27 protein-coding genes, 1 tRNA gene and 1 pseudogene are annotated in these 23923 nt (G+C 67.5%); 10 read left to right on the top strand and 19 right to left on the bottom strand.

Translation table 11 applies throughout. The features are described from left to right. Window positions 1–190: 190 nt before the first annotated feature. The 3 genes from AC3IF1_RS15710 to AC3IF1_RS15700 form a co-directional block, all read right to left on the bottom strand. Entirely contained in the window at window positions 191–331 is a 141-nt protein-coding gene (locus tag AC3IF1_RS15710) for a hypothetical protein (protein ID WP_243966000.1), read from the bottom strand. Continuing rightward, window positions 331–804 carry a hypothetical protein gene (locus AC3IF1_RS15705; protein WP_489218349.1) on the bottom strand — a complete coding sequence of 158 codons (474 nt, stop codon included), beginning with the start codon at window positions 802–804 and terminating at the stop codon, window positions 331–333. Before AC3IF1_RS15705 ends, AC3IF1_RS15710 begins: the two co-directional genes overlap by 1 nt. Window positions 805–1459: 655 nt before the next feature. Next, on the bottom strand, window positions 1460–1822 hold the full coding sequence (locus tag AC3IF1_RS15700; RefSeq protein ID WP_489218348.1) for a hypothetical protein: 363 nt from the start codon (window positions 1820–1822) through the stop codon (window positions 1460–1462). A 313-nt stretch (window positions 1823–2135) separates the two neighbouring features. On the opposite strand from AC3IF1_RS15700, the gene AC3IF1_RS15695 reads away from it, so the two are divergent. Then, window positions 2136–2366, top strand: a complete 231-nt coding sequence (locus AC3IF1_RS15695) for a hypothetical protein (RefSeq protein ID WP_243966013.1) — start codon at window positions 2136–2138, stop codon at window positions 2364–2366. Window positions 2367–2992: 626 nt separating this feature from the next. On the opposite strand, the gene AC3IF1_RS15690 is transcribed toward AC3IF1_RS15695, so the two are convergent. From AC3IF1_RS15690 to AC3IF1_RS15675, 4 genes are all read right to left on the bottom strand, one after another. Continuing rightward, window positions 2993–4591, bottom strand: coding sequence for an ABC transporter substrate-binding protein (locus AC3IF1_RS15690; RefSeq protein WP_489218347.1), 1599 nt, complete (start codon window positions 4589–4591; stop codon window positions 2993–2995). A gap of 215 nt (window positions 4592–4806) precedes the next feature. Next, window positions 4807–5229: a tyrosine-type recombinase/integrase gene (locus AC3IF1_RS15685; protein ID WP_489218346.1), complete on the bottom strand. Its 423-nt coding sequence runs from the start codon at window positions 5227–5229 to the stop codon at window positions 4807–4809. A gap of 153 nt (window positions 5230–5382) precedes the next feature. Further along, window positions 5383–5790, bottom strand: a complete 408-nt coding sequence (locus tag AC3IF1_RS15680; RefSeq protein ID WP_489218345.1) for a tyrosine-type recombinase/integrase — start codon at window positions 5788–5790, stop codon at window positions 5383–5385. Beyond that, complete coding sequence (locus AC3IF1_RS15675; RefSeq protein WP_489218344.1) at window positions 5747–6073, bottom strand: Arm DNA-binding domain-containing protein; 327 nt, start codon at window positions 6071–6073, stop codon at window positions 5747–5749. The genes AC3IF1_RS15680 and AC3IF1_RS15675 overlap by 44 nt, the downstream gene beginning before the upstream one ends. 127 nt (window positions 6074–6200) lie before the next feature. Between AC3IF1_RS15675 and AC3IF1_RS15670 the strand changes: the two genes are divergently transcribed. Together AC3IF1_RS15670 and AC3IF1_RS15665 are read left to right on the top strand one after the other, a co-directional pair. Continuing rightward, window positions 6201–6292, top strand: a tRNA-Arg gene (locus tag AC3IF1_RS15670). Window positions 6293–6901: 609 nt separating this feature from the next. Next, entirely contained in the window at window positions 6902–7177 is a 276-nt protein-coding gene (locus AC3IF1_RS15665) for a hypothetical protein (protein WP_489218343.1), read from the top strand. Window positions 7178–7191: 14 nt separating this feature from the next. Here the strand turns inward: AC3IF1_RS15665 and AC3IF1_RS15660 are convergent, their stop codons facing one another. Both AC3IF1_RS15660 and AC3IF1_RS15655 read right to left on the bottom strand, forming a co-directional pair. Next, window positions 7192–7908, bottom strand: a complete 717-nt coding sequence (locus AC3IF1_RS15660) for an SDR family oxidoreductase (protein WP_489218342.1) — start codon at window positions 7906–7908, stop codon at window positions 7192–7194. 43 nt (window positions 7909–7951) lie between these two features. Then, a complete protein-coding gene (locus AC3IF1_RS15655; RefSeq protein ID WP_489218341.1) occupies window positions 7952–8626 on the bottom strand; it encodes a peroxiredoxin-like family protein in 675 nt (224 codons plus the stop codon). A 120-nt stretch (window positions 8627–8746) separates the two neighbouring features. On the opposite strand from AC3IF1_RS15655, the gene AC3IF1_RS15650 reads away from it, so the two are divergent. The 4 genes from AC3IF1_RS15650 (at window position 8747) to AC3IF1_RS15635 (ending at window position 12509) form a co-directional block, all read left to right on the top strand. Beyond that, window positions 8747–9652, top strand: coding sequence for a LysR family transcriptional regulator (locus AC3IF1_RS15650; protein ID WP_489218340.1), 906 nt, complete (start codon window positions 8747–8749; stop codon window positions 9650–9652). Window positions 9653–9749: 97 nt separating this feature from the next. Then, entirely contained in the window at window positions 9750–10520 is a 771-nt protein-coding gene (locus AC3IF1_RS15645; RefSeq protein WP_489218339.1) for an enoyl-CoA hydratase/isomerase family protein, read from the top strand. A 31-nt stretch (window positions 10521–10551) separates the two neighbouring features. Continuing rightward, the gene (locus AC3IF1_RS15640; protein ID WP_489218338.1) at window positions 10552–11406 is read left to right on the top strand and encodes an alpha/beta fold hydrolase; all 855 of its coding nucleotides are present in this window, start codon (window positions 10552–10554) and stop codon (window positions 11404–11406) included. Between the two features lie 137 nt (window positions 11407–11543). Next, complete coding sequence (locus AC3IF1_RS15635; RefSeq protein ID WP_489218337.1) at window positions 11544–12509, top strand: alpha/beta fold hydrolase; 966 nt, start codon at window positions 11544–11546, stop codon at window positions 12507–12509. A 174-nt stretch (window positions 12510–12683) separates the two neighbouring features. Here the strand turns inward: AC3IF1_RS15635 and AC3IF1_RS15630 are convergent, their stop codons facing one another. Further along, a complete protein-coding gene (locus tag AC3IF1_RS15630; protein WP_489218336.1) occupies window positions 12684–12998 on the bottom strand; it encodes a hypothetical protein in 315 nt (104 codons plus the stop codon). Between the two features lie 74 nt (window positions 12999–13072). Here AC3IF1_RS15630 and AC3IF1_RS15625 point away from each other — a divergent pair, with 74 nt between their 5' ends. Beyond that, a complete protein-coding gene (locus tag AC3IF1_RS15625) occupies window positions 13073–13543 on the top strand; it encodes a cupin domain-containing protein (RefSeq protein ID WP_243966038.1) in 471 nt (156 codons plus the stop codon). Window positions 13544–13716: 173 nt separating this feature from the next. On the opposite strand, the gene AC3IF1_RS15620 is transcribed toward AC3IF1_RS15625, so the two are convergent. Further along, entirely contained in the window at window positions 13717–14154 is a 438-nt protein-coding gene (locus tag AC3IF1_RS15620; RefSeq protein ID WP_489218335.1) for a response regulator, read from the bottom strand. Between the two features lie 26 nt (window positions 14155–14180). On the opposite strand from AC3IF1_RS15620, the gene AC3IF1_RS15615 reads away from it, so the two are divergent. After that, complete coding sequence (locus AC3IF1_RS15615; RefSeq protein ID WP_489218334.1) at window positions 14181–14351, top strand: hypothetical protein; 171 nt, start codon at window positions 14181–14183, stop codon at window positions 14349–14351. 206 nt (window positions 14352–14557) lie between these two features. On the opposite strand, the pseudogene AC3IF1_RS15610 reads toward AC3IF1_RS15615, so the two are convergent. The 4 genes and pseudogenes from AC3IF1_RS15610 to AC3IF1_RS15595 form a co-directional block, all read right to left on the bottom strand. Continuing rightward, window positions 14558–15703: pseudogene (locus AC3IF1_RS15610) on the bottom strand (ATP-binding protein); the annotation flags it as partial. Between the two features lie 1284 nt (window positions 15704–16987). Next, entirely contained in the window at window positions 16988–17137 is a 150-nt protein-coding gene (locus tag AC3IF1_RS15605; RefSeq protein ID WP_489218332.1) for a hypothetical protein, read from the bottom strand. Window positions 17138–17312: 175 nt separating this feature from the next. Further along, window positions 17313–17690, bottom strand: a complete 378-nt coding sequence (locus tag AC3IF1_RS15600; protein WP_489218331.1) for a tautomerase family protein — start codon at window positions 17688–17690, stop codon at window positions 17313–17315. An 81-nt stretch (window positions 17691–17771) separates the two neighbouring features. Further along, a complete protein-coding gene (locus tag AC3IF1_RS15595) occupies window positions 17772–19178 on the bottom strand; it encodes an amidase (protein ID WP_489218330.1) in 1407 nt (468 codons plus the stop codon). On the opposite strand from AC3IF1_RS15595, the gene AC3IF1_RS15590 reads away from it, so the two are divergent. Next, window positions 19147–19839 carry a TetR/AcrR family transcriptional regulator gene (locus tag AC3IF1_RS15590; protein ID WP_489218329.1) on the top strand — a complete coding sequence of 231 codons (693 nt, stop codon included), beginning with the start codon at window positions 19147–19149 and terminating at the stop codon, window positions 19837–19839. The genes AC3IF1_RS15595 and AC3IF1_RS15590 overlap by 32 nt on opposite strands. A gap of 28 nt (window positions 19840–19867) precedes the next feature. Here AC3IF1_RS15590 and AC3IF1_RS15585 read toward each other — a convergent pair whose 3' ends face one another. The 4 genes from AC3IF1_RS15585 to AC3IF1_RS15570 form a co-directional block, all read right to left on the bottom strand. Beyond that, a complete protein-coding gene (locus AC3IF1_RS15585; RefSeq protein WP_243966061.1) occupies window positions 19868–20302 on the bottom strand; it encodes a tautomerase family protein in 435 nt (144 codons plus the stop codon). 201 nt (window positions 20303–20503) lie between these two features. Next, window positions 20504–21103 carry an Isoquinoline 1-oxidoreductase subunit gene (locus tag AC3IF1_RS15580; RefSeq protein ID WP_489218328.1) on the bottom strand — a complete coding sequence of 200 codons (600 nt, stop codon included), beginning with the start codon at window positions 21101–21103 and terminating at the stop codon, window positions 20504–20506. Between the two features lie 2 nt (window positions 21104–21105). Beyond that, complete coding sequence (locus AC3IF1_RS15575; protein WP_489218327.1) at window positions 21106–23277, bottom strand: xanthine dehydrogenase family protein molybdopterin-binding subunit; 2172 nt, start codon at window positions 23275–23277, stop codon at window positions 21106–21108. 95 nt (window positions 23278–23372) lie between these two features. Further along, a complete protein-coding gene (locus AC3IF1_RS15570) occupies window positions 23373–23855 on the bottom strand; it encodes a (2Fe-2S)-binding protein (RefSeq protein WP_489218326.1) in 483 nt (160 codons plus the stop codon). Between the last annotated feature and the right edge of the window lie 68 nt (window positions 23856–23923).

Genomic DNA, 23923 nt, shown 5'->3' with positions numbered 1-23923 from the left:
ACACGATCAAGGCGCAGCTTGCTAGGCGGCCTGGTCTTGTCTCGCTCCGGACGATGCCGCTGACTGGCTTAGGCATCGTCTTCCGCTGCTTCTAAGCCATTCAAGCAGAGCGTTGACCGCGTCGTGCGCCTCCACCCGACGGCGAGCCGTAGCGAGCAGCGCTGGGCAGGCTTGTCGAGGCTCTCCCGCCCTACGCGGCGGTGCCCACTTCAAGACGCCGGCTCAGCCAGCACACCCGCAGCAGCGGGATCACGAACCGGGCCGTGTCGGGCCAGGACAGGCGCTCGGCGGCCGCGGCGTGCCGGGAATGGTTCGGGATGGCCGTTAACATCAGCGGCGCTTTGCCAGAGCCAGGAGAGCGTCACCGGCCGCGGCGGACAGGTCCAGGACAGCCACGCCCGCCAGCGAGACGACGTTGCCCCGGCCACCCCATCGCACTGGCTCGATGCTGATGGCGGATAGGTCGGCCGCGAGCGCGGACGCCGTCGCGGGCGGGGCCTCGATGCGGGTCTCGGGGATCGCGATCTCGGGCGCTCCGGCCTCGCAGTCCTGATCCGTTCCACGAAGCCAAGTAACCTGTGATCCCTGGTTCTCAGGAGCGGCCAGGGACGGTTCGTCGTCGGCGCTGTCCTCAAGGTCGGGATCCCCGTCCATGTGGTCGAGCACGGCGATAATCCGATCCCCCGCATCGAGGGCGATCTGTGCCGCTTCCTCCAGGCTGGCGCGGAGCGCGGGCCCGGTCAGCGGCTCCAAATCTGGATCGGCCGGTTTCGGACGTGGGGTGAAGGTCAGGACATCGCCCATGGTGATGGTCTCGGGTCGCGATGAAGGGGAGGCCCGGCGGGATCCGGCCGGGGCGGGACGCACGGCTACGGAGGGGTAGGGAGCCGCCGTCAGCGGACTTCGGGCCCGGCCTGGGTGCGGGCTCTGAGGGCCTCGGCGAGGCATAGTTCCCTCATGCGATCAGCCTCGGCGACCGCCAGCAGCTCGCGGGCAAAGGCCGCGGTCTCAGCAGAGTCGCCGTTCTCGATCGTCTTGAACGGCCAGCATCGCCCACCACGCCATCAGCATGCACATCGCCGATCGCACGCTGCGCATGAGCAAGCCCGAACTGGTCGCTTTCATCCAGAAGGGCGGCGAGCGCGATGCCGGCACGCCCGCAAGCATGTTCAAGGCGCTCGACGCTGCACAGGGGACGTTCGAAGGCTGGGGCAAGCTGCTGAGCCTGGCCTGCGCCCGGTACATGGTGGCGGCATCGTCTGCGGTGCTGGGCCAGGAGGGGGGCGCGACCAAGCGCCGAGCCGGAGCCGGAGCCGGAGCCGGAGCCGGAGCCGGAAGTCGTCGAGGAGCCGGCGCATGCTCACAGACTCGTCGCCATGCTCGACCTCGCGTCTGCCTCGCTCAGCGATCTGCGGGCGATACAAGACATGGCCGAGAACGTCGAAGCTCTGGCCGATGCTTACACCTGGGGACCTCGCTGCTGTCTGGACTCCGCTCGCAGCGCCGACCCGGTTTTCAACGAAGCCGGCAAGCTGATGCGGTGGATCGGAGACGCCTTGGCCGACGTCCAGACCGCGATCCGCAAGGAGGTTTCTCGTCGGGCGCCGAGCACCGCCTTGGAGAAGGAAACGCGACTGGCGAACTCCCCCATCCAGCCGTTGGGATCGCGCGTCGGCGTGTCGAAAATGTAAGCCGCGAAGTCGAGGGTAGCCATCTCCTCCAGAGTGGCTGCGTGGCCGTCGTCGGAGGTCTCGATGTCGCCGGGCAGACTGGCAATCTCGCGCAGGACCACGCGCGTCAGCCGCTTATCGACGGTCAGCATGGCTTCATCATTCGCCACGGGTCCGGTGGTGTTTCGCTCAGGTGATCTGCTGGGAAAGCACCCCACCGAGATGGGTGCCAATCGGCGTCTCATGCCGACGCCGCTCTCCCTGAAACTTTGGTCGGACCTGTTCCGTAACGGACGTTGACGCCCAAACGTGGGTGCCGCGTGAAACGTCTGTTTCGCGGTACATATCCTTGTGCTTTATATTATTCTGAATAAAATAATAGATATTTGATGGGAACATAAAGACATAGTACTTGTTTTAGTGGCTAGTCCGGGCGCCAAGTCCGTTCATAATAGGAGATTTTATATGAACAAGATGAAACTTACCCTTGCCGCTTCGGTCCTGCTTGGCGGCTTCGCTTTCGCCGGTTCCGCCTCGGCTACCCCGATGACCCCGAGCGGGATGCAGACCGACCAATCCGGCATCACCCAGGTCCGTATGATGCACGGCGACCGAATGATGATGAAGAAGCGCATGATGCATAAGCGGATGATGCGCCGTCACATGATGAAGAAGCGGATGATGCACCGCATGTGAGACGCTCACCTTCAGTATCGGGAGGGCTCCTGTCGGAGTCCTTCCACCATCTACCGCTCTGCCGGATCAATGAGACCGACGCCTTGTCCCGTACCTATAGGCTCGCGGTGAAGCCTTGTCCTTTGTACGGGGGGTGTTTCCGCTGGATCATCTCGTCCTCGGACGGCATCTCCTCTGAGCAGTCGGCCTATCCCTATGCAACTCGGGCAGCTGCCATGATCGTGGGCCGGATCCAGATGGCTGATCTGAGCAGCGGCCAACAGGGAACGGAACCGCTCAGCCTTCGATCGGAAATCTTTCGACGACCCCGGTCATGATCATGGTCCGGCGCAGGCCCGGTGTGGTGGCCTTGTTAGCCAGGAGCATCTTGGCCTACGGGTGCATCTCGATCGCGTTGGCCACGTCGATCCGGTGGCCGGACTGAACGCGAACGGCTTGGCGCCCTCGTCCTTGAGGAAGGCATCCGTTGCAGCCTGGATCTCGTCGTCCGTGATTTCGGCCCTGCGGCGCAGGTCGCCGACGCTTGGGATTTCTTTCGCCATGCCGGGGGCTATCGCGGCTCCCCTGCCCCGTCCATCACGCTTCCGGTAAAGCCCTCGCGCACTCTTCGAGGCACCACACCCGGATCAGCCTTCCCGGCGAGCGTTCCAAAAAACAAACTGATCCTGGACGATATCGCGGATCTCTCGCCGGTAGGCGGTCCGGTAAAAGTATTGCCCCGTGGGCAAGAACGGCACCTGCGTCATGGCCGCCCCCTGCAGATCGCGAGCGATCCTCTGGCGAGCGGCATCGTCGGGTGCCTCGATCCAGGCCTCGCGCAGGGCTTCGATCTGCGGGATATCGGGCCAGCCGAAGAAGCCCTTCTGGCCGCCGCAGCGCAGGACCTGCTCGGCAACCGGGTTGGTCATGTCGAGCCCAGTCCAGGTGGTATTGAAGATGTTCCAGCCGCCCTGGTCCGGGGGCGCCTTGCTGGCGCGGCGGCTCACAAGGGTCCCCCAATCCGACACGGCGTATTGGACGTTCATGCCGAGGCGCTTGAGGAGATCGTTCATCACCGCGCCCAGCGCACCCAACACGGGATTGTCGCTTGCCGACATCAGCACCACGCGCTCGCCCTTGTAGCCCGCCGCGATCAGATCCTTCTTGGAGCGCGCTAGGTCGCGCTTGCGCGTCAGCACGTCGAGGCCCGCCTCGCTGGCCATCGGCGTTTCCGGGGTGAAGATGCCAACGCCGGTGCGCCAGAGCTTCGGGTCATCGCCCCCCGCCGCGGCCATGAAGTCTTCCTGCGACAGAGCTTCGAGTAGCACCCGCCGGACCGCCGGCTTGTCGAAGGGCGGGTAGAGGTGGTTCATCACCGCGGTGCCGAGATTGCCCAATCGGCCGGCGAGTTGCGTCACGATCTGCGGGCTGCCCTGGAGCGTTGGCAACAGGTCGTTAATCGGGTTCTCCCACCAATCGACCTCGCCGTTCTGAAGTGCCGCGGCGGCGGTGCCGGGATCGGGCATCACCTGCCACTCGACCCGCTCGAAATGGACCCGCTTCGGCCCCGCGGCCCAGGAGACGACGCCGTCCTCCCGCGGCCGGTAATCCGGATTGCGGTCGTAGACGACCCGGGCACCAACCAGCCGTTCCTTGGTGTTGAACCGGAACGGTCCAGACCCGATCACCTCCGGGATCTGCTGCGCAGGATCGGTGCCGGCGAGGCGCTCCGGCATGATCACCAGGGCGGGCGGGCCGAGCTTAGCCAATGTCTCGAGCATCAACCCGTAGGGCCGGTTTAGCCGGATGACGAAGCTGCGGTCGTCCGGCGCGCTCATGGCGTCGGTGCGGGCCATCAACGCTTGGCCGAGGCTGTCGCGCTGGGCCCAGCGCCGGATCGACGCGATGCAGTCGCGGCCTCGGACCGGCTCGCCATCGTGGAATTTCAGCCCCTCGCGAAGCCGGAAGCCCCAGAGCCGGCCGTCATCCGCGACAGTGTGGCCCTCGACCATCTGCGGCTGCGGCTTGAGCTGCGCGTCGAGCCCATAGAGCTGGTCGAACACCATCAAGGCATGATGGCGGGTGATGTAAGCGGTAGTGGTCACCGGATCGACGATGGTCAGGTCGGATTGCGGGACGAAGCGCAGCACGGTGGCGCGGCTGCCCTGCGCGTGCACGGGGCGCGGCGGCAGGAACGGCAGGGTGCCGGCCGCCGCCGCGCCGCTGAGAAAGGTTCGTCGCAGCATGGTTTCGAACTCCGAACGCGGCTTGCCGGCGTGGCGTCGGATCAGACTGCAAGAGACGTTCCCAATACGCCTCGAAGCGGTCCATGCTCTTCATCGGTCGCGTCGAGCCCAAAGCATCTACTGCACCGGCCGGGCGGCCATATCATCACGGCTCGCTCGGCCTCGCGCAATTCCGCTCGCATCTCGACTGGAAGCGATGCAGATCGGATGTGCGATCAAGAGCTCGTTTCCTTGAGACCCAACTTTGGTGAGGGGCCGCTCATCGCTCCAGCGATCTGCATCGCGACTCGGTCCGCTGCGGCGAGCAGAACCGCGTCGAGGTGGTGGATGTACCGCGACGTGATGCCATGACCAGCATGACCCAGCATCGCGCCGATCGTCGAGTCGCTGTAGCCGAGATCGCCAGCCGTTGAGGCGAACGCATGGCGAAGGGTGTGCGCCGTGACTCCCTCTAGCCTGGCTCGGATCGCAATGCGCTCCAGCGCGTCGTCCAAGCTGGCAAACGGCCCCTGCCCTCCCCGTACCGTCGGCAGAACATAGGCCGAGCTAGGGTCCCGTGGGAGGCCATCGAGGATCAGAAGGACGGCCTTGCTGAGCGGACGGACGCGCCCTCCTTCGTATCCTCCAGCCGCAGGCATGGCTCCGCGCGGTCAACCTCAGTCCAGCGCAGTTTCATGATCTCGCCGAGCCTGCAGCCGGTGAGCGCCAGGAGCCGGACGCCGGCTACGGCCTGCCAGCGCTCGAGGGCGCCCTCCTCCGCCGCAACGAGCGTGCTGCCGAGCGCGGCGTACTCATCCAGTGTCAGGCGACGCTTCGGCTTCTTGCCTAGGTCGCCTCACCCCCGTGGCCGGATTCAACGTGATGACGCGCTGGGTGACGGCATAAGTCAGAATTCCGCCCAGGAGGCCCGTGGTCCGCGTCGCGGTGCCGGAGCCGCCTTCGACCACCGCCTTGCCCCGAAAGCCTGTCTTGACCACGTCGGCTGTCTTGCCGCCTTGGACGTCGTACACGAAGCGCCGGATGTCTTGCGGCGTCAGATCGGCGACCAAACGTCGGTCCAGTAGCGGCTTGATGTGCCGCTCTATCCGGCCCTTGTCGGTATAGAGTGTCGAAGACTTCTTCGCTTGGCCCCCCTTCCCTATTATGTGGCCTTTCTCAGTCGCAACGAGGTAGGCGTCGCACAGTTCGGACACCGTCATCGAGCCACGCCGTGTCGCGCTCCTCCGCTGGATCCTCGCCGCGGATCACATCGCCAAGCGTCACGATTGCGAGCTTACGGGCTTCTTCGGTCGTGAGTTTGCCATGAGCCCCGAGAGACATACGTCGCCGTGTGCCTGCCTTAGTCCGATAATCAGCGTAGTAGACCCGCCGGCCGCTGGGGAACACGCGGAGGCCGAAGCCAGGCAGCTCGCTGCACCAGACGTAGTACTTGACCTCCCGCGGGGTTGCGGCGTCGACCACCTTCTTTGTCAGCTTCGCCATGCTGGACCTCTGCGCTTCCGATCAGTGTCACCGCAGTGTCACCATAAACCCGCTTACTCGGGAATATGACAGCAATCGTCCGCTAACGTCAGCGCTTTAAAGAATTATATATCTGCGTATGTTATCAGCGTCTAGCTATCTCAGGCAATCACTGGGAAACATGTAAGCGTTGCCCTCCGAAGGCAAAGGTCACACGTTCGAATCGTGTCGGGTGCGCCATTTTCTACAGAACTGCGAACATCGGGTGTCGCTGCTGAGCCTGCGTCAAGGCTGGCCGTTTCCAGGGCTGTCTTTCCGCCGACGATGCGGATGACATCCGCCCCGACCTCGGCCGGGTCGACGATCGCCTGAAGCCGACCCTTCCGGAACGGGATCTCTCCCGTCGTCACGGCCTCGCGCATCAGACAGCCGACTCGTTCGATGAGCTCCGGAGCGTTTTCCGCCGGCGGACGCGCGTTGACGTGGATCCGGTCGAGCGCCGCTTCGGCGCGGTCCCGCTCCCGTTTCAGTGCTGCAAGACGGTCCCTCAGGTTGTCGTCGAGATCGGTCATCCCTTCCTCGATCATTCGGTACAGGCGCTTCAGCTTCTCCTCAGCCCCGGCGCTCTCACGGCGCAGTGCCGCCACCCGCCCGTCGACCTGGATCGCCTTTTCCGCCCGCACCGACCACAGCGAGGCGAACCTCGCCCGCAGCCGGTCAGGGTGCAACAGCTCAGCCACGGGGTGGTCTGTGACCAACGCGTCGAGGGTTTCCATCCGGATCGATCGGCCGGTGCAGCTGGTCTTGCCTTGCCGGCCGTGGGTCGAGCAACTGGAGTAGCAGTGGACCTTGCGGCTCACCGACGAGGGACTGCGGTTCTGGGAGCGAGCCGGTCCACATCTCGACGGGATCGAGGACGCAGCACTGGATGCTGCGGGCAGCGCTCAGGCGGTGCGAGGCCGCCTGAGGGTGAACGTCGATCCGTTCTTCTCGCGCTGGGTCCTGTCACGGGAACTGGCGCGCTTCCTCGCGCTCCATCGAACCGCCAAGGTCCGTGCCTTCACCGAATGGTGCCTGCAGCTGCTCGGCGGCGACAACGATCTCGATGCCCCCGGGACGCGCTGAGCGGCGTCCCGGTGCTACAGCGCCGCCCGGCCGATCGAGGCGCCGCCATCGACGTAGAGGGTCTGCCCCGTCATGAACGCCGCCCCGTCCGACATCAGGAACGCGATGGCGGCGGCGATCTCCTCCGGCCGGCCGAAGCGGCCCATCGGCACCCCGGCGCGGTAGCGCGTCTCGCCCACGCTGCCCGGCGGGTTGTTGGCCCGGAACAGCTCGGTCTTGGTCGGCCCCGGCGCGACCGCGTTGACGGTGATCCCGGTCGTGGTGAGTTCGAGCGCCCAAGAGCGGGTGAAGCTGACGAGCGCGGCCTTCGCGGCCGCGTAGGCCGTGCGTTCGACGCTGCCGAGGACAGTCAGGCTGGCAATGTTGACGACCCGGCCCCAGCCGCGCCGGCGCATGCCGGGCAGCGTCGCCTGCACGGCCTGAAGCGCCGGATGGAGGTTGACGCGCAGGACCTCGTCGAGCGCGGGGATCTCGACCGCCCCGAGCCGCTGCGGCCGGACGAGGCCGACATTGTTGACCACTCCGTCGAAGGCGAAGCGTCCGGTAAGTTCGACGAGGACCGCGTCGGTCGCCGCACCGTCGGCGAGGTCGACCGTCACGAGCGTGCCGGGGAAGCCGTCGAGGCCGCCGCGCGCGAGGCCGACGACGTGGTGGCCCGCGCCGGCGAGGTGGTGGGCGAGGGCCAGCCCGATGCCCTTGCTGGCACCGGTCACGAGAAAGGTTCGGGACATCCTGGATCTCCTTGAGATTGCGCGGCCGGGAAGCCGTGTCCGATCAGGCGGGAACGGAGGCAGTGCGGCGGAGCGCCGGAAGCATGTCCGCGGGCTCGGGGCGGCGGGTGTAGTCCGGGTTCACCTCGGCGTAGCGGATCACGCCATCCTGTCCGACGACGAAGCGTCCCGGCATCGGCAGGGTCCAGCTCGGGTCGCCGTTGAACGCCGGCAGGTCGTTCTTCAGGCCCCGGTAGAGCTCGACCAGGTCATCGGGCAGCGCGAAGCGCAGGCCGAACGCCGCCGCGACAGCATTGTGCGGGTCCGACAGGATCGGGAAACCGAGCGCGTTCTGGCGGACCGACTTCCGGCTGTTGGCCGCCGTCTGCGGCGAGATGGCGATGAGGCCCGCCCCGAGGCTCTCGAAAAGCGGTACCGTCCCCTGAAGCGCCTGGAGCTCCAGGTTGCAGTAGGGGCACCACACGCCGCGGTAGAAGCTGATCACGAGCGGCCCGCGTTTCAGCAGGGCCGCGGAGGAGATGCGCTGCCCCTCCGGATCGGTGAGCGTGAAGCTCGGCGCCCGGTCGCCGGCTTTCAGGGCGCGGGTGGCGGCGCCGGAGGCGATCAGCTCCGCGGTAGCCCGGTGCATCGTCCGGATCACCGAGGGCGGGACGTTGTAGGGGGGCTTGCCCGCCTCGAAATCGGCTTTGAACGCGTCGAGCTTGGATTGCAGGGTCATGGCGCGGTGTCCCGAGACATCATCGCGGCAATGCGGTGACGACGGCCGGAGTGATGCGCCCCTCCCGATGGACAGGGCAGGCAGCACGAGGCGATAACGCTCATTCCAGGGAGGAATGGCGTGGACCGGTATCAGGCGATGGCCACCTTCGTGCGGGTCGTGGAGGCCGGCTCCTTCTCGGGCGCCGCGCGGCTCCTGCACGTCGGCCAGCCGGCCGTCTCCAAGACGATCGCGCAGCTGGAGAACCGGCTGCAGGTCAGCCTGCTCGTCCGCTCCACCCACGGCCTGAGCCCCACGGAGGCGGGCCTGCGCTTCTACGAGCGGGCACAGGCCGCCATCACCGAGGCGGACGAGGCCGAGCGCGCCGCCCGCGGCGCGGGCGCCGGGCTCTCGGGGCGGCTGCGCGTCTCGGCGGCGACCACCTTCGCGCGGCTCCACGTGGTGCCGATGCTGCCGCGCTTCCTCGCCGAGCACCCGGACCTCGACATCGAGATCATCCTCGACGACCGGGTGATCGACCTCGTCAGCGAGGGGATCGACCTGTCGCTGCGCATGGGCGCCCTGCCGGATTCGGCCGCCGTCGCGCGCAAGATCGCAACGGGCAGCCGCTCGGTCCTCGCCAGCCCCGGCTATCTCGCCCGCGCGGGCGAGCCGCGCAGTCCCGCGGACCTCGCCGGGCACGAGGCGGTGATCTACAGCCAGCAGCCCGATGCCTGGTCCTTCACCCGGGACGGCGCCGAGGTCTCGGTCGCGGTGCACGGCCGCGTGCGGGTGAGCGCGGCCGAGGGCCTGCGGGCCGCGGTCCTGGCTGATATCGGCCTCACCGTCACGTCGGACTGGATGTTCGCCCCCGAACTGGCGAGCGGCGCGGTGCGGCGCCTGCTGGAGCCCTGGACACTGCCGACGATCGACCTCTGGGCGGTCTTCCCCACCGGCCGCATGGCCAGTGCCAAGGCGCGGCTCTTCGCCGGCTTCGTCGAGGCGGTCCTGGCCGAAAACCGGGCGGCCCATTCCGCGCCGGCATAAGCCTTATCGCCTCGGGCCATCGTCCGTCGCCGGCCGGAACTGGCTAACTCGTCCCCACGCCGACCGAACGGGGCCGGCCAGCACGAGGACAGCACCGATGGCCCGTTTCGAGACCTACCGCGACGCCTTCCCCAACGCCCGCCTGACCCGCAAGCCGAACGGCGTTCTGGAGGTCATGCTCCACACCGAGGGCGGCAAGCTCGTCTTCAACGGGCACACCCACGAGCAGTTCGTCGACCTGTTCCACGCCATCGGCGAGGACCGCGACAACCGGGTGGTGATCCTGACCGGGGCGGGCGACGCGTTCATGGACGCGATCAGCCCCGAGGGCTTCGACTTCTTCACGCCGCAGGGCTACGACAAGATCCTGCGGGAGGGTCGCAAGGTGCTCGGCAACATCCTCGACATCGAGGTGCCGATGATCGCCGCGCTGAACGGCCCGGTCCTGCTGCACAGCGAGTACGCGCTGCTCACCGACATCGTGCTGGCGACACCCGAGACGGTGTTCCAGGACAAGCCCCACTTCGAGTTCGGCATCGTGCCGGGCGACGGCGTGCACATCCTGTGGCCCGAAGTGATCGGCTCGATCCGCGGCCGGTACTTCCTGCTGACGCGGCAGGTGCTGGACGCGCAGACCGCCAAGGATTGGGGCGCGGTTAACGAGATCGTGCCGCGGGACCAGTTGCTGGCGCGGGCGCACGAGATCGCGGACGGCATCGCCGCTCTGCCGCCGCTCACCGGCCGCTACACCCGGATCGCGCTCACGCAGCGCCTGCGCCGGCTCGTCGAGGAGGGCACCGGCTACGGCCTGGCCCTGGAGGGCATCAGCGCCGCCGACGTGGCGCGGAGCATGGCGGCGCAGGCCTGAGCGGTCAGCACCCGATCTCACGGAGAGTCCCATGGCCCAGATCCGTTACCGCACCGCCGATGTCGACGGCTTCACGATCTTCTACCGGGAGGCCGGAGACCCCGCGAAGCCGGCGCTTCTGCTGCTGCATGGCTTCCCCTCGTCCGGCCACATGTTCCGCGACCTGATCCCGCTCCTGGCGGACCGGTTCCACCTCGTTGCCCCCGACCTGCCGGGTTTTGGCCTGTCGGAGATCAAGCCGCGCGACGCCTTCACCTACAGCTTCGATGCGCTGGCGAAAGTGATCGGCCGCTTCACCGAGGTGATCGGGCTCGACACCTACGCGCTCTACGTCTTCGACTACGGCGCCCCAACCGGCTTCCGGGTGGCCCTGGCGCATCCGGAGCGGGTGACGGCCATCATCTCGCAGAACGGCAACGCCTACGAGGAGGGGCTGAGCGCGGGCTGGAACCCGATCCAGCGCTACTGGCGGGACCCGAGCGACGCCAACCGCCAGGCGCTGCGCGAGTTGCTCACCCCGGCCTCGATCCGCTGGCAATACGAGCACGGCGTGCCGGATACGTCGCTGGTCTCGCCCGACGGGAGTGCCCTCGACGCGTGGTACATCCAGCGGCCCGAGGTCGACGAGATCCAGCTCGACCTGTTCGGCGACTATGCCAGCAACGTGGCGCTCTACCCCGCCTTCCAGGCCTATTTCCGGGAACACCGGCCGAAGCTGCTGGCGATCTGGGGGAGGAACGATCCCTTCTTCCTGCCCGCCGGGGCGGAGGCGTTCCGGCGCGACCTGCCGGATGCGCAGGTGCGTTTCCTCGATACGGGGCACTTCGCCCTGGAGACCCATGCAGCGACCATCGCGGGGGCTATCGCCGGCTTCCTGAGTGCCTGAGCCGAAAGCATATCCAGGCCCTCCAGCGAGGACGGGCCCGGTGGGCAGGGGCTGCGCGCCACATCGTGCCGGCCCAGGCCGCCCGCGCTGGTTCTCTCGACCGCAGCATCCCATCTCACCTCTGAAGGAGCGGGACCATGCCGACACGGACTCTCCTGGCCGCAGCGACTGCCCTGACGGTCGGGCACGGGACGCCGCAGCCGCTTCCCTCGGTCTCGGCTACGACGACCTATCATCGGGTCGCGATCAACGGCGTGGGCATCTTCTACCGCGAGGTCGGCCCGCGGGACGCGCCCACGGTCCTGCTGCTGCACGGCTACCCGTCGTCGTCCCGGCAGTGGGATCCGCTGCTGCCGTTGCTCGCCGACCGCTACCACCTCATCGCCCCCGACTACCCGGGCTTCGGCCAGAGCGATGCGCCGTCCCCCGCGCAGTACACCTACACCTTCGACAACCTCGCCAAGACCATGGAGGCGTTGGTTGCCCATCTCGGGATCGAGCGGTACACGCTGGTCATGCAGGATTACGGCGGCCCGGTCGGCTTCCGCATGGCGCTGGCCCATCCCGAAAGGGTGAGCGCGCTGATCGTCCAGAACGCCAACGCCTATGCGGAGGGCCTGGGTGCCAAGTGGCAGGGCATCGCCCGGTACTGGGCCGACCCGGCGGCGCATCCCGAGCAGGTCGACGCTTTCACCGCGCTGGAGAGCGCCAGGCAGCGCCACCTCGGCACCAGCCCCAACAGCGAGCGGTACAATCCCGACACCTGGACGGACGAGTACGCCATCCTCGCACGGCCGGGCGAGCGGGAGATTCAGGCGGCGCTGCTCTACGACTACCGCACCAACGTCGCCGCCTACTCGGCTTGGCAGGCCTGGATGCGTAGCCATCCGCTGCCGACGCTCGTGCTGTGGGGCCGCTACGATCCCTCCTTCATCGTGCCGGGCGCGGAAGCCTACCTGCGCGACGTGCCGAAGGCGGAGCTGCACATCCTCGAGGCCGGGCACTTCGCCCTGGACGAGGCGACGGACGAGGTCGCCCGGCTCACCCGCGACTTCCTCGGCCGCGTCGAGACATCCGCTCCACCATCATCGGCCCGTCGCTGAAGCTCCGCCTGCATCGTCGAACGCTCGGTTCTCGCCTATCGACCGGCTTTTGATCGACCTTTGCAGGCTGTCCGCTTCCGAGATGCCGCTGACGGCTGCCGCATAGCCGGGATGGACGCAGTGCTGTCCGGCTGGTTTGAAGTCCCTCGACGCGGAAACCGAAGAGCCGAGGGCTCAGATCTCAGTCCCGTCCGTAAGCGTCAGCGCATCCTCGACATCGATGCGGAGGTCCCTAACCGTGCTCTCGATCTTGAGCCGGCGTGTCGCGATCTCGCGTGGCGCCGCGGTCCAGACGATCAGGTCACGGCCCAAGACAGCCGGCAGATCGAGATCTGCACCGTCATCGCGCGGACCATCCCGACGCGGAACGGAAGGCGCCGACACGACCGTGAGGCCACGGAGCGGCTCCGGATCGCGCGGCGAGCCCGCCTCACGACGAATTGGACGGACCGGGTCGTACCGAATCGTCGTGGAGGGCGTTGCCCTCACGTCGAACCATCCGATGCAGCGGAAGACCGCGCATCCGCCAAGAGAGGCGGGATGGGGGAACGGAAGGAAACGAGATGTCCGAACACACGTTCGACGAGACCAACATCACTTGGCGGACCCTCGACTGGCTGCCGCACATCGCCTTCTTCGTCTACAAGGTCGACGAGGAGAACCGCATCGTCGACGTCGTGTTTAAGTTCGCCGCGAACCAACGCGTGATGCTGCATCGCCATAAGAGCCCCTACGTCACGCTCGTCATGCAGGGCGAACTCAGGTTCTATCGACAGGACGGGTCCCTGAAGGAGATCCGTCCGACGGGCAGCTACGTCTCGGGCGTGGCGAACGGCGAACCGCACACGGAGGGCGGCGGCGACGAGGACGCCATCGTGTTCTTCAGCAACCGCAACATCGAGGATGCGCTTTACGAGTTCCTCGACGACGCGGGCAATCCCGTCCAGGTCCTTGGCATCGCGGACTTCAAGGCGCAGCTCGAAGAGCAGGTCGCGACAGGCACCTTCGAGAAGGTCACCGCCCGGGCGGCGTAGCGCTCGACAGCACCGCGGATGCTTCAAGCCACCCCGATGCTCGCGGAGGTTCGGGACCCAGCGCTCCCGGAACGAAACTGCCCGGAAGCGATGGGATGCCGCGGATGTCCCACCCGTCGGCGCCCGGCGTCCATGTCCTCAAGGGCTCGGGGTGCTTCGCGTCGGGCCAGGTCTTACGGACAGGGCGCCGGACGATCGCGGCGCCGAACGGCTTGCCGATGAACGTCACCCCCTCGGGTAGGTCGCCGGGTCCAGGCCTCGCCCGAAGCGCCCGCGATGTGCGGCCATCGCTCCGCGGTCTGCCGGGCCAACGCGAAGCCGTGCCCATCCCCCGGCATGGGCACGTCGGTGAACAGCAGCCGCACCGCCTCGTGATTGCGTTCGAGGACCACCACGGCCTGGGCGACGTTCATCGCCTCCAGCACCCGGAACCCCGCATCCTCAAGGATGCTGGTCGCATCCATCAGGATCAGGGCGTCGTCATCGACGACGAGGGCGTGGGGCGCATCGCCCTGGGCCTCATCGGTCACAGCGGTGAAATGGAGTTCGCGCGGGAAGGTTTCCCGTCGATGGATTCGCGATCGTGCATCTCGCGACCGGTCGGGCAACATCCGCGAGTCGCCCCCCGTTTGAGGGCATGACACAGCCTGCCCCGCTTCGGTTCGACCCGTCCTTCGAAACCATTCCGGCGGACGCGCAGGAGCTCCGGCAGCGCCTGACCGCGGCCATGCTCTCGATCCAGGGGAAGACGCATGCCGATTCCGGCTACGCCCAGGGACCGTCCACGCCAAGGCGCACGGCTACCTGAAGGCACGGTTCGAGGTCCCTGCCGGCCTTCCGCCGGCCCTCGCCCGGGGCTTGTTCGCGTTGTGGACAGGGTCGGCCGCGCATCGGCCGCTCCGCTCGATCATGCCCGCCCGTCGCCCCGCCTCCGCCGCAGCCCGCGAATACCGCTCCCGGGGGAACGAGGTCGATAGCCGCAAGTCGGAGGAGTTGCCGATTCGTGCCGACCGATCAGCCGGCCAGCATGCGCTTGCGCCGGCGCCAGGTCGCGGCCTTGCGCAGGACACGGGAGAGCTGGTCCACGGAGTACGGCTTGTGCAGGAGCTCGAAGCCGTAGGTGCCATTCTGGGCGAGGACATGGCTGTAGCCTGAGGTCAGTACCACCGGTAGGTCGTGGTACAGACGCCGGATCTCCTGACCGAGCGCGATCCCGTCCATGCCGGGCATCACGACGTCGGAGAACACCACGTCGAAGCGGGCGGCGCTCCGGGCGAGTTCGGCGAGCGCCGCCTCGGCGTCGGCCGCCCAGACCGTGCCGTAGCCGAGCTCGGTCAGGGCCTGCGTGGCGAAGGTGCCGACGTCGACGTTGTCCTCCACCACGAGCACGCTTGTGCCGTGGCCATCCACCAGCGGTTCCGGCTCGCTGTCGACGACGCCGGCCCGGCTCATCCCCGCCACGCGCGGCAGGGACAGCGTGAAGGTCGTGCCCTGGCCGACTGTGCTCGCGACACGAATCTCCCCACCCGACTGCTTGGCGAAGCCGAACACCTGGCTGAGCCCGAGCCCGGTGCCGTGGCCGACACCCTTGGTGGTGAAGAACGGCTCGAAGATCCGCTCCAGGTCGGCTGGGATGATCCCGCAGCCTGTGTCCGTGATCGCGACCGTCACGAAGCCGCGGCTCGCAATTCCCTCCGCCACGCCCGTCACGACCGTGACCGCCAGCTCCCCCTCTCCCGCCATCGCGTCCCGCGCGTTCACCGCCAGGTTGACGATAGCGGTGTCGAACTGGCTGGGATCCGCGTCGATGAAGCAGGGCTCGTCGGGTACCCGGGTGGTGATCCGGATGCGGGCGCCGGTGAGCGAGCCGATCATGTCGGCGATGGCGGTCACGCTCTGCCCGACGTCGAACACCTCGGGCTTGAGGGCCTGGCGCCGCGCGAAGGCCAGGAGCTGTCCCGTGAGCTTGGCGGCGCGGGCGGCGGTGTCGGCGATGGCCTCGACGTAGCGCTGTCGCCGGTCCTCGGGCAGGTTCGGGCGGCGCAGGAGCTCGCTCGACGAACGGATCACGGTGAGAAGGTTGTTGAAGTCGTGCGCGACGCCGCCGGTCAATTGCCCGATGGCCTCCATCTTCTGGGCCTGACGCAGGGCGTCCTCCGCCTGCATGCGCTCGCGCGTCGCCGCATCCAGGGCGGCGGCGCGCATGGCGAGGTCGCGTTCAAGCTCCGCGCTCGCGTGCGACAGCACAGCGTTGCGGGACCGGCGCTCCCGGTCGAGTTCGTCCTGGATACGCCCGTCGCGCAGGACCATCAGGCCCAGGCAGATGACCGTCAGCGAGACGAGGAGCGCCATCGCCATGCCGGGCCCGACGTGCCGGGCATCGGTTGTACGCAGCAGCACGGCGCCGGCCACGGGGATGAGCAGCGTCAGGCCGAGTTGGCGCCGGGTCGCGCCACCGCCCGCGAGGTCGGAGGCGATCACGGCGCCCCAGCCTCGGTCGGCACGCGCGACCACGGCGGCGAGTCCGAGCAGGAACAAACCGGCTGCGGTGTGCAGGGCCATGGTGCTGAAGGGGCTGAGGGCATAGAGGTCCTGCACGCCGTAGGCGTAGCCGACGAGCGCCAAGCCGCCGATGCCGGCGCCGATGACCGCACAGGCGTTGCTGAGGCTCACGCCCCGAATGTCGAGGCGTCCGTCGAACTGGAGGCTGGCGGCGACCAAGAGCAATCCGGCCGCCGTCGCGATGGACGTCCGGCCGGCGAGGTCCGGGTCATAGCCGAACAGTCCCTGCGCCAAGGGGCGGTTGATGATGTCGCCTCCTGCGAGGGCATAGCTCGCGAGGACCGCCAATGCCGTCAACGAGACGAGGCCGCCGATGGCGCGTGCCAGTCGGCGGCGTCCGAAGGTCTCGACCACGAGCGCGGCGCCAAGCAGGCCGAGTCCGCCGGCGGTCAGCACGGACATCGCCTGCAGGTCGGGAAGGAGCCGCGTGAGCACCAGCAGATGGAAGGTATAGCCGCACAGAACCGCGGATCCGGTCAGGATACCGAGGAATCCGGCGGTCCGGACGCCCCAGGCAAGCCGGCGCGCGAAGCTGCCCGCTGCGGTCGAACCGGGCGCGTCGGGCAGCGGAAGCATCGTCACAGCGGTGACGTTCCTGCTCGTCTCGGCGAAGCGATCCTATAGGCGGCCGCCGGTCTGGAACGGCTCATCGATGGGTCTCCGGGGCGCCGAGCCGGCGCTTCGCGATGACGGCTCGTGGAACCCTAGCACCTTTATACCCGGGCGCGTCCGAATTCCGTTGTCGGGCGCGTCTCGATTGCATCCCACTCCCCCAGGGCCATGTGCTCATGCGTTCCGCGGGGCCGAAAAGCCTTCGCGCGTGGACGAAAACGGCCGAGGCGGTGTAGCCTCTCGGGGTTCACGAGTGGGTTACGCTCTGACTCAAGGCTGTCGTCCGGTGCTGCCGACGTAGCGGCCGAGCTTGATCGCATCGATGGTGCCGCGAACACGCAGCGGTGCCTCGCGCAGTGCTGGGGATGTGGTGAGAATGACCGCCGCGATGGCGACAGCGACGGAGCCATTGGAAGGCATAAGATACGTCTCTGCGAGCTCACGTCGAAGAGCCATCCATCGATGAGCCCCAGGGAGAATGGGCTCACCTCTGATCGCTGCCCTGGCGTGTCGAGACGATAGGATCAGAGCTGCCGAGGGCAGGTTGCTAAAGCGGCGGTCAGCTCTTGTCTAGAATATTCAAAACAAAGACAAGTCATAACCAAGGTTCGCCCTTGCCAAACGACCAGTCTTCACGGGCAACGAACACCATGTTGATCATAATATCGTCCGGGCGAACGGACAGCTTGCTCCCGAGTTCGTCGGCGACGAACCGGTAGAAGTCGCGCTTCGAAGCCTGGTCATTGCCGACGGTGCTGGTGACCTGGATCAGGATGAAATCCGCGGAGCGGCTGGAGCCGAGGAATGTCGGATCGTAGATCAGATTTTCGGGGTCGTGCTCGTTGATGACAATGAATCGGTCGCCATCTGGGGCTTTTAGTACTTCGACAATGCCACTGTAGACAATGTCGGCCACGGCGGCGCGATACGCGGTGGATTTTCCTCTGATTAGATCGATGCGCGCAAATGGCATAGGGATCTCCATTTTGAGGGTTAGGATTAAACGAGCATGGCTCTTTGGGATCGGTATTTCACCGACAAGCTGCTCCCGGCGTCAAAGGGTCGGGTGCAGATCTCGAACTGGACTCTTGCCTTCCAGTAAAGCAGCGACGTGCAGGATCGTCGCCTCGGCCTGCCAGCTCCCCACCAGCTGCACGTTGATCGGCAGCCCCTCGCGGCTCGTCCCGAAGCGCATCGACAGACCTGGCAGGCCCGTCACGTTCAACGGCACGGTCGCGCCCTGGAGGTAGGTCAGGTCCACCGTCTCGCCGTTGACCACGAGCTCGTCGATGCCGTGCTTGTGCGCCGGGACCGGCAGCACCGGGGTCAGGAGGACGTCGTGGTCCTGGAAGTAAGCGGCATAGCCGTCCCGGAGCCGCTCCGCCGCCTGCTCGGCCGCGATGTACGCCTCCATCGACGTGTCGGGCAGCGACAGCATGGTCTTGGCCATCTTGTACATCTGGTCCTCATGCCCGGCGGTCGCCTCCCGGAAGGCGGGCTTCATCTCCATGACGTGGAGCTTGTCGAACACGTCGAGGGCGAAGTCGCGCTCCAGCGCCGGGATGCGCACCTCTTCGACGCGGTGGCCCGCATCCCCGAGGGCCTCGGCCGCCGCGCGCACGGTCGCGGCGACCTCCACGTCGATCGGGCCGAAGCCCGGACCGACCATCCAGCCGACCCTGAGCATGCGGTCCGGCGCGCCGCCCATGCCCGCGTCGAACGGGACGGCGCTCGACGCGAAGGCGTCGAGGCCGTCGGGACCGGCGAGCTGCGCGAAGGCGAGTGCGAGGTCGCGGATCGAGCGCGCCATCGGGCCGAAATGCCAGAACCGGCGCGGTACGCGCGGCCAGATGCCGGTCATCGGCACACGGCCGTGGGTGGCCTTCAGCGAGACGATGCCGGTCTGCGCGGCCGGGCCCCGGATCGAGATGGCGAGGTCGGTGCCGAGACCGAGCGGCGACATGCCCGCCGCGATGGCCGCGGACTCGCCACCGCTCGACCCGCCGGGCGTGCGGGTCAGGTCCCAGGGATTGTTCGACCGGCCGGAGAGCAGGTTGTCGCTCTCGATCCAGTAGGAGAATTCGGGGAGGTTGGTCTTGGCCAGCAGGATGCCGCCGGCCTTCTTCATGCGGGCGACGCTGGTGGCGTCGGCATCCGGTATCCGGCCTCTGAAGATGGGCGAGCCGCGCTGCGTGAGCACGCCCGCCGTGTCGATGGAATCCTTCACGGTGAAGGGCACGCCGTGGAGCGGCCCGAGCTCCCCGCCCGCCATGACCACCGCCTCGGCCTCCCGCGCGGCGGCCAACGCCCCCTCGGCGACGGTGACGATGGCATTGACCTTGGGGTCGACGGCTTCGATGCGGTCGAGATGCGCCCTCACGACCTCCACCGGCGAGAGTTCCTTGGTCCGGATCAGCTCGGCCAGTCCGGTGGCGTCGGAGAAGACGATATTTTGGGGCAAGTGGCGTGCCTATCTGTCGTTAGGTCGCTCAGGGGCAGGTCTCAACTTTTCGGCTGTCGATGCCGAACTGACGATCGATAGGCTTTTGTTCTGCGGTGATGAGCGTCAGTTCCGAGGAGACGATTTGGGCGCCGCACGGAGGACGGCTCAGGCGCACGGTTACGGGGGCTTGAGCTGCCGCGATCTCGCGGCTGACGTCGGCATCAAGGCGGCGAGCATCGACCACCACTTCGCCAGCAAGGCTGATCTCGGCGCGGCGGTCGCGCGGCGATACTGGCAGGATACGGCGGTCGAGCTCGACGTCATCCTGGCCGAGACCGGTGACCCGGTCCGCAGCCTGCAACGCTACCCCAACACCTTCCGGAGGTCGCTCGCCGACGGCAACAGGCTCTGCCTGTGCAGCGTCATGTCGGCGGAGTACGCCACCCTGCCGGACGTCGTGCAGCGGGAGGCGCGGGCCTTCGCCGACGTCAACAGCGCGTGGATCGGCAAAGCGCTGGTCAACGCCAAGCTGGTCGATCCCAAGGACAGCGAAGCGCGGGCGCAGGCCATCTTCGCCGCGATTTCTGGCGCCCGGCTGTTGGCGAGGAGCCGCGCCGACAGCGCGCTGTTCGACACGCTGATCGAGCGTTATCGCGTTTCGGGCCTGCTGCCGGCTTGAGGCCGACCGCGCCGGACCGGATCGGCCGTCAGGCCGCCTGCCTGAGCTTTTCGCGCAGGGCGCTGGGCAGGGATGCGAGCCACTGCTCCTCCTCACCCGGCTCCGGCAGCACGGTGCCGAACTCCAGGACGCCGATGGCCGGGATGTCCGAGATGTAGACCCAGACGTCCTGATCCGAGACGGCGAGGATCGCGCCGGTCTCCTGCATGATGCGCGTGAGCATCCTGGCCTTCTGCTCCCGGGTCCGTCCCGCCCGGATGTCGGCGCGTACCCAGACGTGGTCGGGTGAGGCCGGCGCGCCGCCGATGAACATCGCCCCGGGCTCGACCCTGTGGAAGATGACCTGCACGAAGTAGCGCGGCGCGGTCGCCTCGACCGCATGGATGGCGGTAACGCTCTCGACGATCCGAGCGCGCTGCTCGGGCGTGATGTCCTTCGCGGTCGTGATGGCATAGGTCGGCATGTGCGTTCTCCCTGTCCGATGGCGGTCCGCGGGACCTTGACGGGGTTCCAGGCGCTATGACCGGTCATGGTCCCGCGCGAGATCTTCGCGTCGGCATGAGCTAAGCTGGAGGCCGGCTGGCCGTTCCCTCCCCGGCAGCCAATCGACCGACGCGTCCGACCGGCAATGTTCGCTGTCATGGAGGCGTCCCGTATCGGGTTGCTACTTCGGGCAGGCGGCACCGGTCTCGATCCACGCCTGCGTCAGTTCGCCGAGGATCTCCTGGGTCCCGGGGGCCGGTTCTCGACCCTTGCCGGGGTGCCAGCCCCAGCCGACCAGACCGTCAGTCGCGAGATGCTTATGGATGTCCGCCAGCGAGCGGTTGCCGTTCCGGGCCGGGTCCTTGAGCTGTACGCAGATCTCGGGCACCGACAGCCCGATCCAGGCCATGCTGGCTGGTGCCAACTGCCATGGATCATGGCCCGGTATGTCCCGGTCGTGGCCGACGACCGCCACGTTCTCAGACCCGTGGCACGAATTGCAATGCAGGCCGGCGGGGCCGAAGCTGGCCTCGTCGCCGCGAACCATCGGGGGATGATGAAGGCGCCGCTCGTCTCCCTGCCTGGGGATGTTATCGGCGGGATGGCAGTTCATGCAGCGCGGGTGCGTGATGACCTTCGCCATCTCCTCAAACAGGGCAACGGACCGTTCGGTCCTGTCTGGGATCACGTCGAAGGTCTCCGAGCGGCGCAGCTCGGCGCCGGCCGCGAGGGCCACGGTGGCGGACAGGGCCGCGGCCGCCGTCAGGATCACGACGCGCATGATCAGGCTCCCATCGCGGCGCGGACCGCCTCTGGGCGGATGGGAAGGTCGCGGACGCGAGCCCCGACGGCGGCGAAGATCGCGTTCCCGATGGCAGGCGCAATGGAGATGACCCCGGGCTCGCCCAGGCCAACCGGCATGTGGTCGTTGCGCAGAAACTCGATGTCGAGCTCGGGCACGTCGGTCATGCGCAAAGGCGTGTAGGTGTCGAGGTTGAGGTCCCGGGGCAGGCCGTTCTCGTACTCCGTGCCCTCGAACAGGGCGAGCGACAGGCCCCAGAGCATGCTTCCCTCGACCTGGGTCAGCGCACCGTCCGGATGGGCCAGCGTGCCGGCATCGACGACGGACGTCAGCTTCTCGACCGTGACCGCACCGCTCGAGACGTCGACGAAGACCTGTGCCACCGTGGCGATCCAGGTCGGCATCTCGCGCTCCTGTCCGGTTCCGAGTGCGAGACCCATCCCTCTGCCCGGCGGCAGCGCTTCCCGGCCGGACCACTCGGCCTTCTCCATGACGCGCTGCAGAACCGCCCGGAGGCGGTTGGCCCCACCAACAGCGTGCGGGGCAACGCCTCCGTTACGGCCCGTCCCACCGAGCAGGGCAAGGCGGTACTCCGCGGGATCGCGACCGAGCTTATGGGCGAGCTCATCGATATGCGTCTCGACCGCCCATGTCGTGTACCCAGAGGAGACCGACCGGAGGTAGCCAGGAAGTAGCGTCGCATGGACGAGGGCGTTGCGAATGGCCCGGATCCGCTGGCTCTCCGTATCGTACCAGTGGTCGGCACTGTTGATGGCGAACAGGTCGATCTTCCCCTGGCCGTCCAGGCTCGGCGCCAGAAGCTCCGGTGAGATCGAGTCGGTCGGCCATCCCGACGCGCAAGCGTGGTCGTAGGCGACAAGCGCGCCCTTCTCGTCGGTCACCGAGCGCACCCTCTGCACGGTCGGCGAGCGCGGCTGGTCGAACTTGGTGTCATCCGACCGCGCGAAGATCAGCTTGACGGGTCGGCTCATCATCTGCGCGGTGAGCGCAGCCGGGACGATGTACTCGCAGTACAGGCGCCGGCCGAAGCCGCCCCCGAGGTAGGAGGTCTCGAACACGAGGTTGGCCTGATCGATCCCCAGCGCCTTGGCCACGAGCGGCAGCGTGACCGACTGCCACTGGTTGCCGGCGTGCACGCGCCAGGTATTCCCGTCCTGCCAGGCCAGGGCGTTGAGCGGTTCGAGAGGCATGTGCAGGGCTGAGTGCGTACGGTATGTGCCCTCGTGGACCTCGCCGGCGCCGGCGCCGGCGATCCGTGTGAGAGGGTCACCCTCCTGGTAGAAGACACCCCCCGCATTCGGCTCTTCGACGAGGCGTGCACCTTCCGCGAGCATCTGCGCGTCGCTCGCCGCGCCGCCATCGGATTTGTACCTGACCTCGATGAGATCGGCTGCCTTGGCCGCGATGGGCCAGTTCTCCGCGACGGCGATGAGCCAGCCCTGGCAAGTCTTCGTCGGATCGACGATCTCGACGGTTCGGAGATAGCCCGGAAGCTTGCGGGCAGCCGTGTCGTCCCAGCTCAGGATGCTGTTGCCGTAGCGGGTCGGCGGCAGGACGGGCCGCGCGAACACCATGCCGTCGACCTTTCGATCGATGCCATAGACGGCGGTGCCGTTCACCTTCGACGGCACATCGCGTGCGACGGTGTCTCGGTTGAGGAACCGGCGCTCCGATGCCGGCTTCAAGGTTATCGCCTTGAGGTCCTCTTCCGTGAACTGGCGGGTGACCCTGCCGGAGGAGACGATGGTGGCGTAGCTGACCGCACGCGTGCCGTGCCGGACCTCGCTGTCGCGGGCGACGCACTCTTTCAGGGGTGCCCCGAGCATCCTCGCGCCGGCCTCCAGCAGCGCGATGCGGCCGGCGGCTCCGGCCCGGCTCAGCTGGTCGAAGCTCTTGTGCACGGACCAGGAGCCGCCCGTGATCATGACCCCCCAGCGCGGATCCGTGTCGACGTGGACGACTTCGACATGGTCCCAGTTCGCCTCAAGCTCCTCGGCGACGACGCGCGCCAGGGCGGTGCCGATGTGCTGGCCCATCTCCGCCCGGGTGACGTGAACCAGGATGCGCCCGTCACCGACGATCTCGTACCAGATCGTAGGATCGTAGCCCCCGGACGAGACACCGCCGAACAACGGGCCGGCTTGCGCGCCCGCCGGGAGGAAGCCTGTCGCGACGGCTGCGCTTCCCAAGGATGCGAGGAACCATCGTCGGGTGACGTCGACCCCTATCATTTCCGCCCCCCGTTCTGGGCCCGGACGGCCAGCTTGATCGCCTTCTTGATGCGTATGTACGCCATGCAGCGGCACAGGTTGGCGGCCATGCCGTTCCTGATGTCGTCGTCGGACGGATCGGGATTGTCACCCAGAAGTGCCGCGGCCTGCATCAGCTGGCCCGATTGGCAATACCCGCATTGCGGGGCCTGAGCCTCGATCCAGGCGGCCTGGAGGGGGTGGAGTTCACGCCCATCGCCCACAGTGGCGGCAAGGCCTTCAATTGTCGTGACAGCCGAGCCGGTGACGCTCGCCACCGGGGTGACGCAGGAACGCCGCGCCTGGCCATCGACGTGGACGGTGCAGGCCCCGCATTGCGCCACGCCGCACCCGAACTTGGTGCCCGTTAGGTTCAGCCAGTCCCGCAGGATCCAGAGAAGGGGCGTGTCGCCGGGCGCATCGACCTGGACGTCGACGTTGTTGACCGAGAACGAGATCACCGGGGACCTCCCACCGCGGCTCAAGGGCTTGCCGGAGACCCGCGGCAGAGCATCCTGAACCGTTCGCG

Source organism: Methylobacterium sp. E-012 (assembly GCF_057836545.1).
This window is presented reverse-complemented; position numbering and strand designations above follow the sequence as displayed.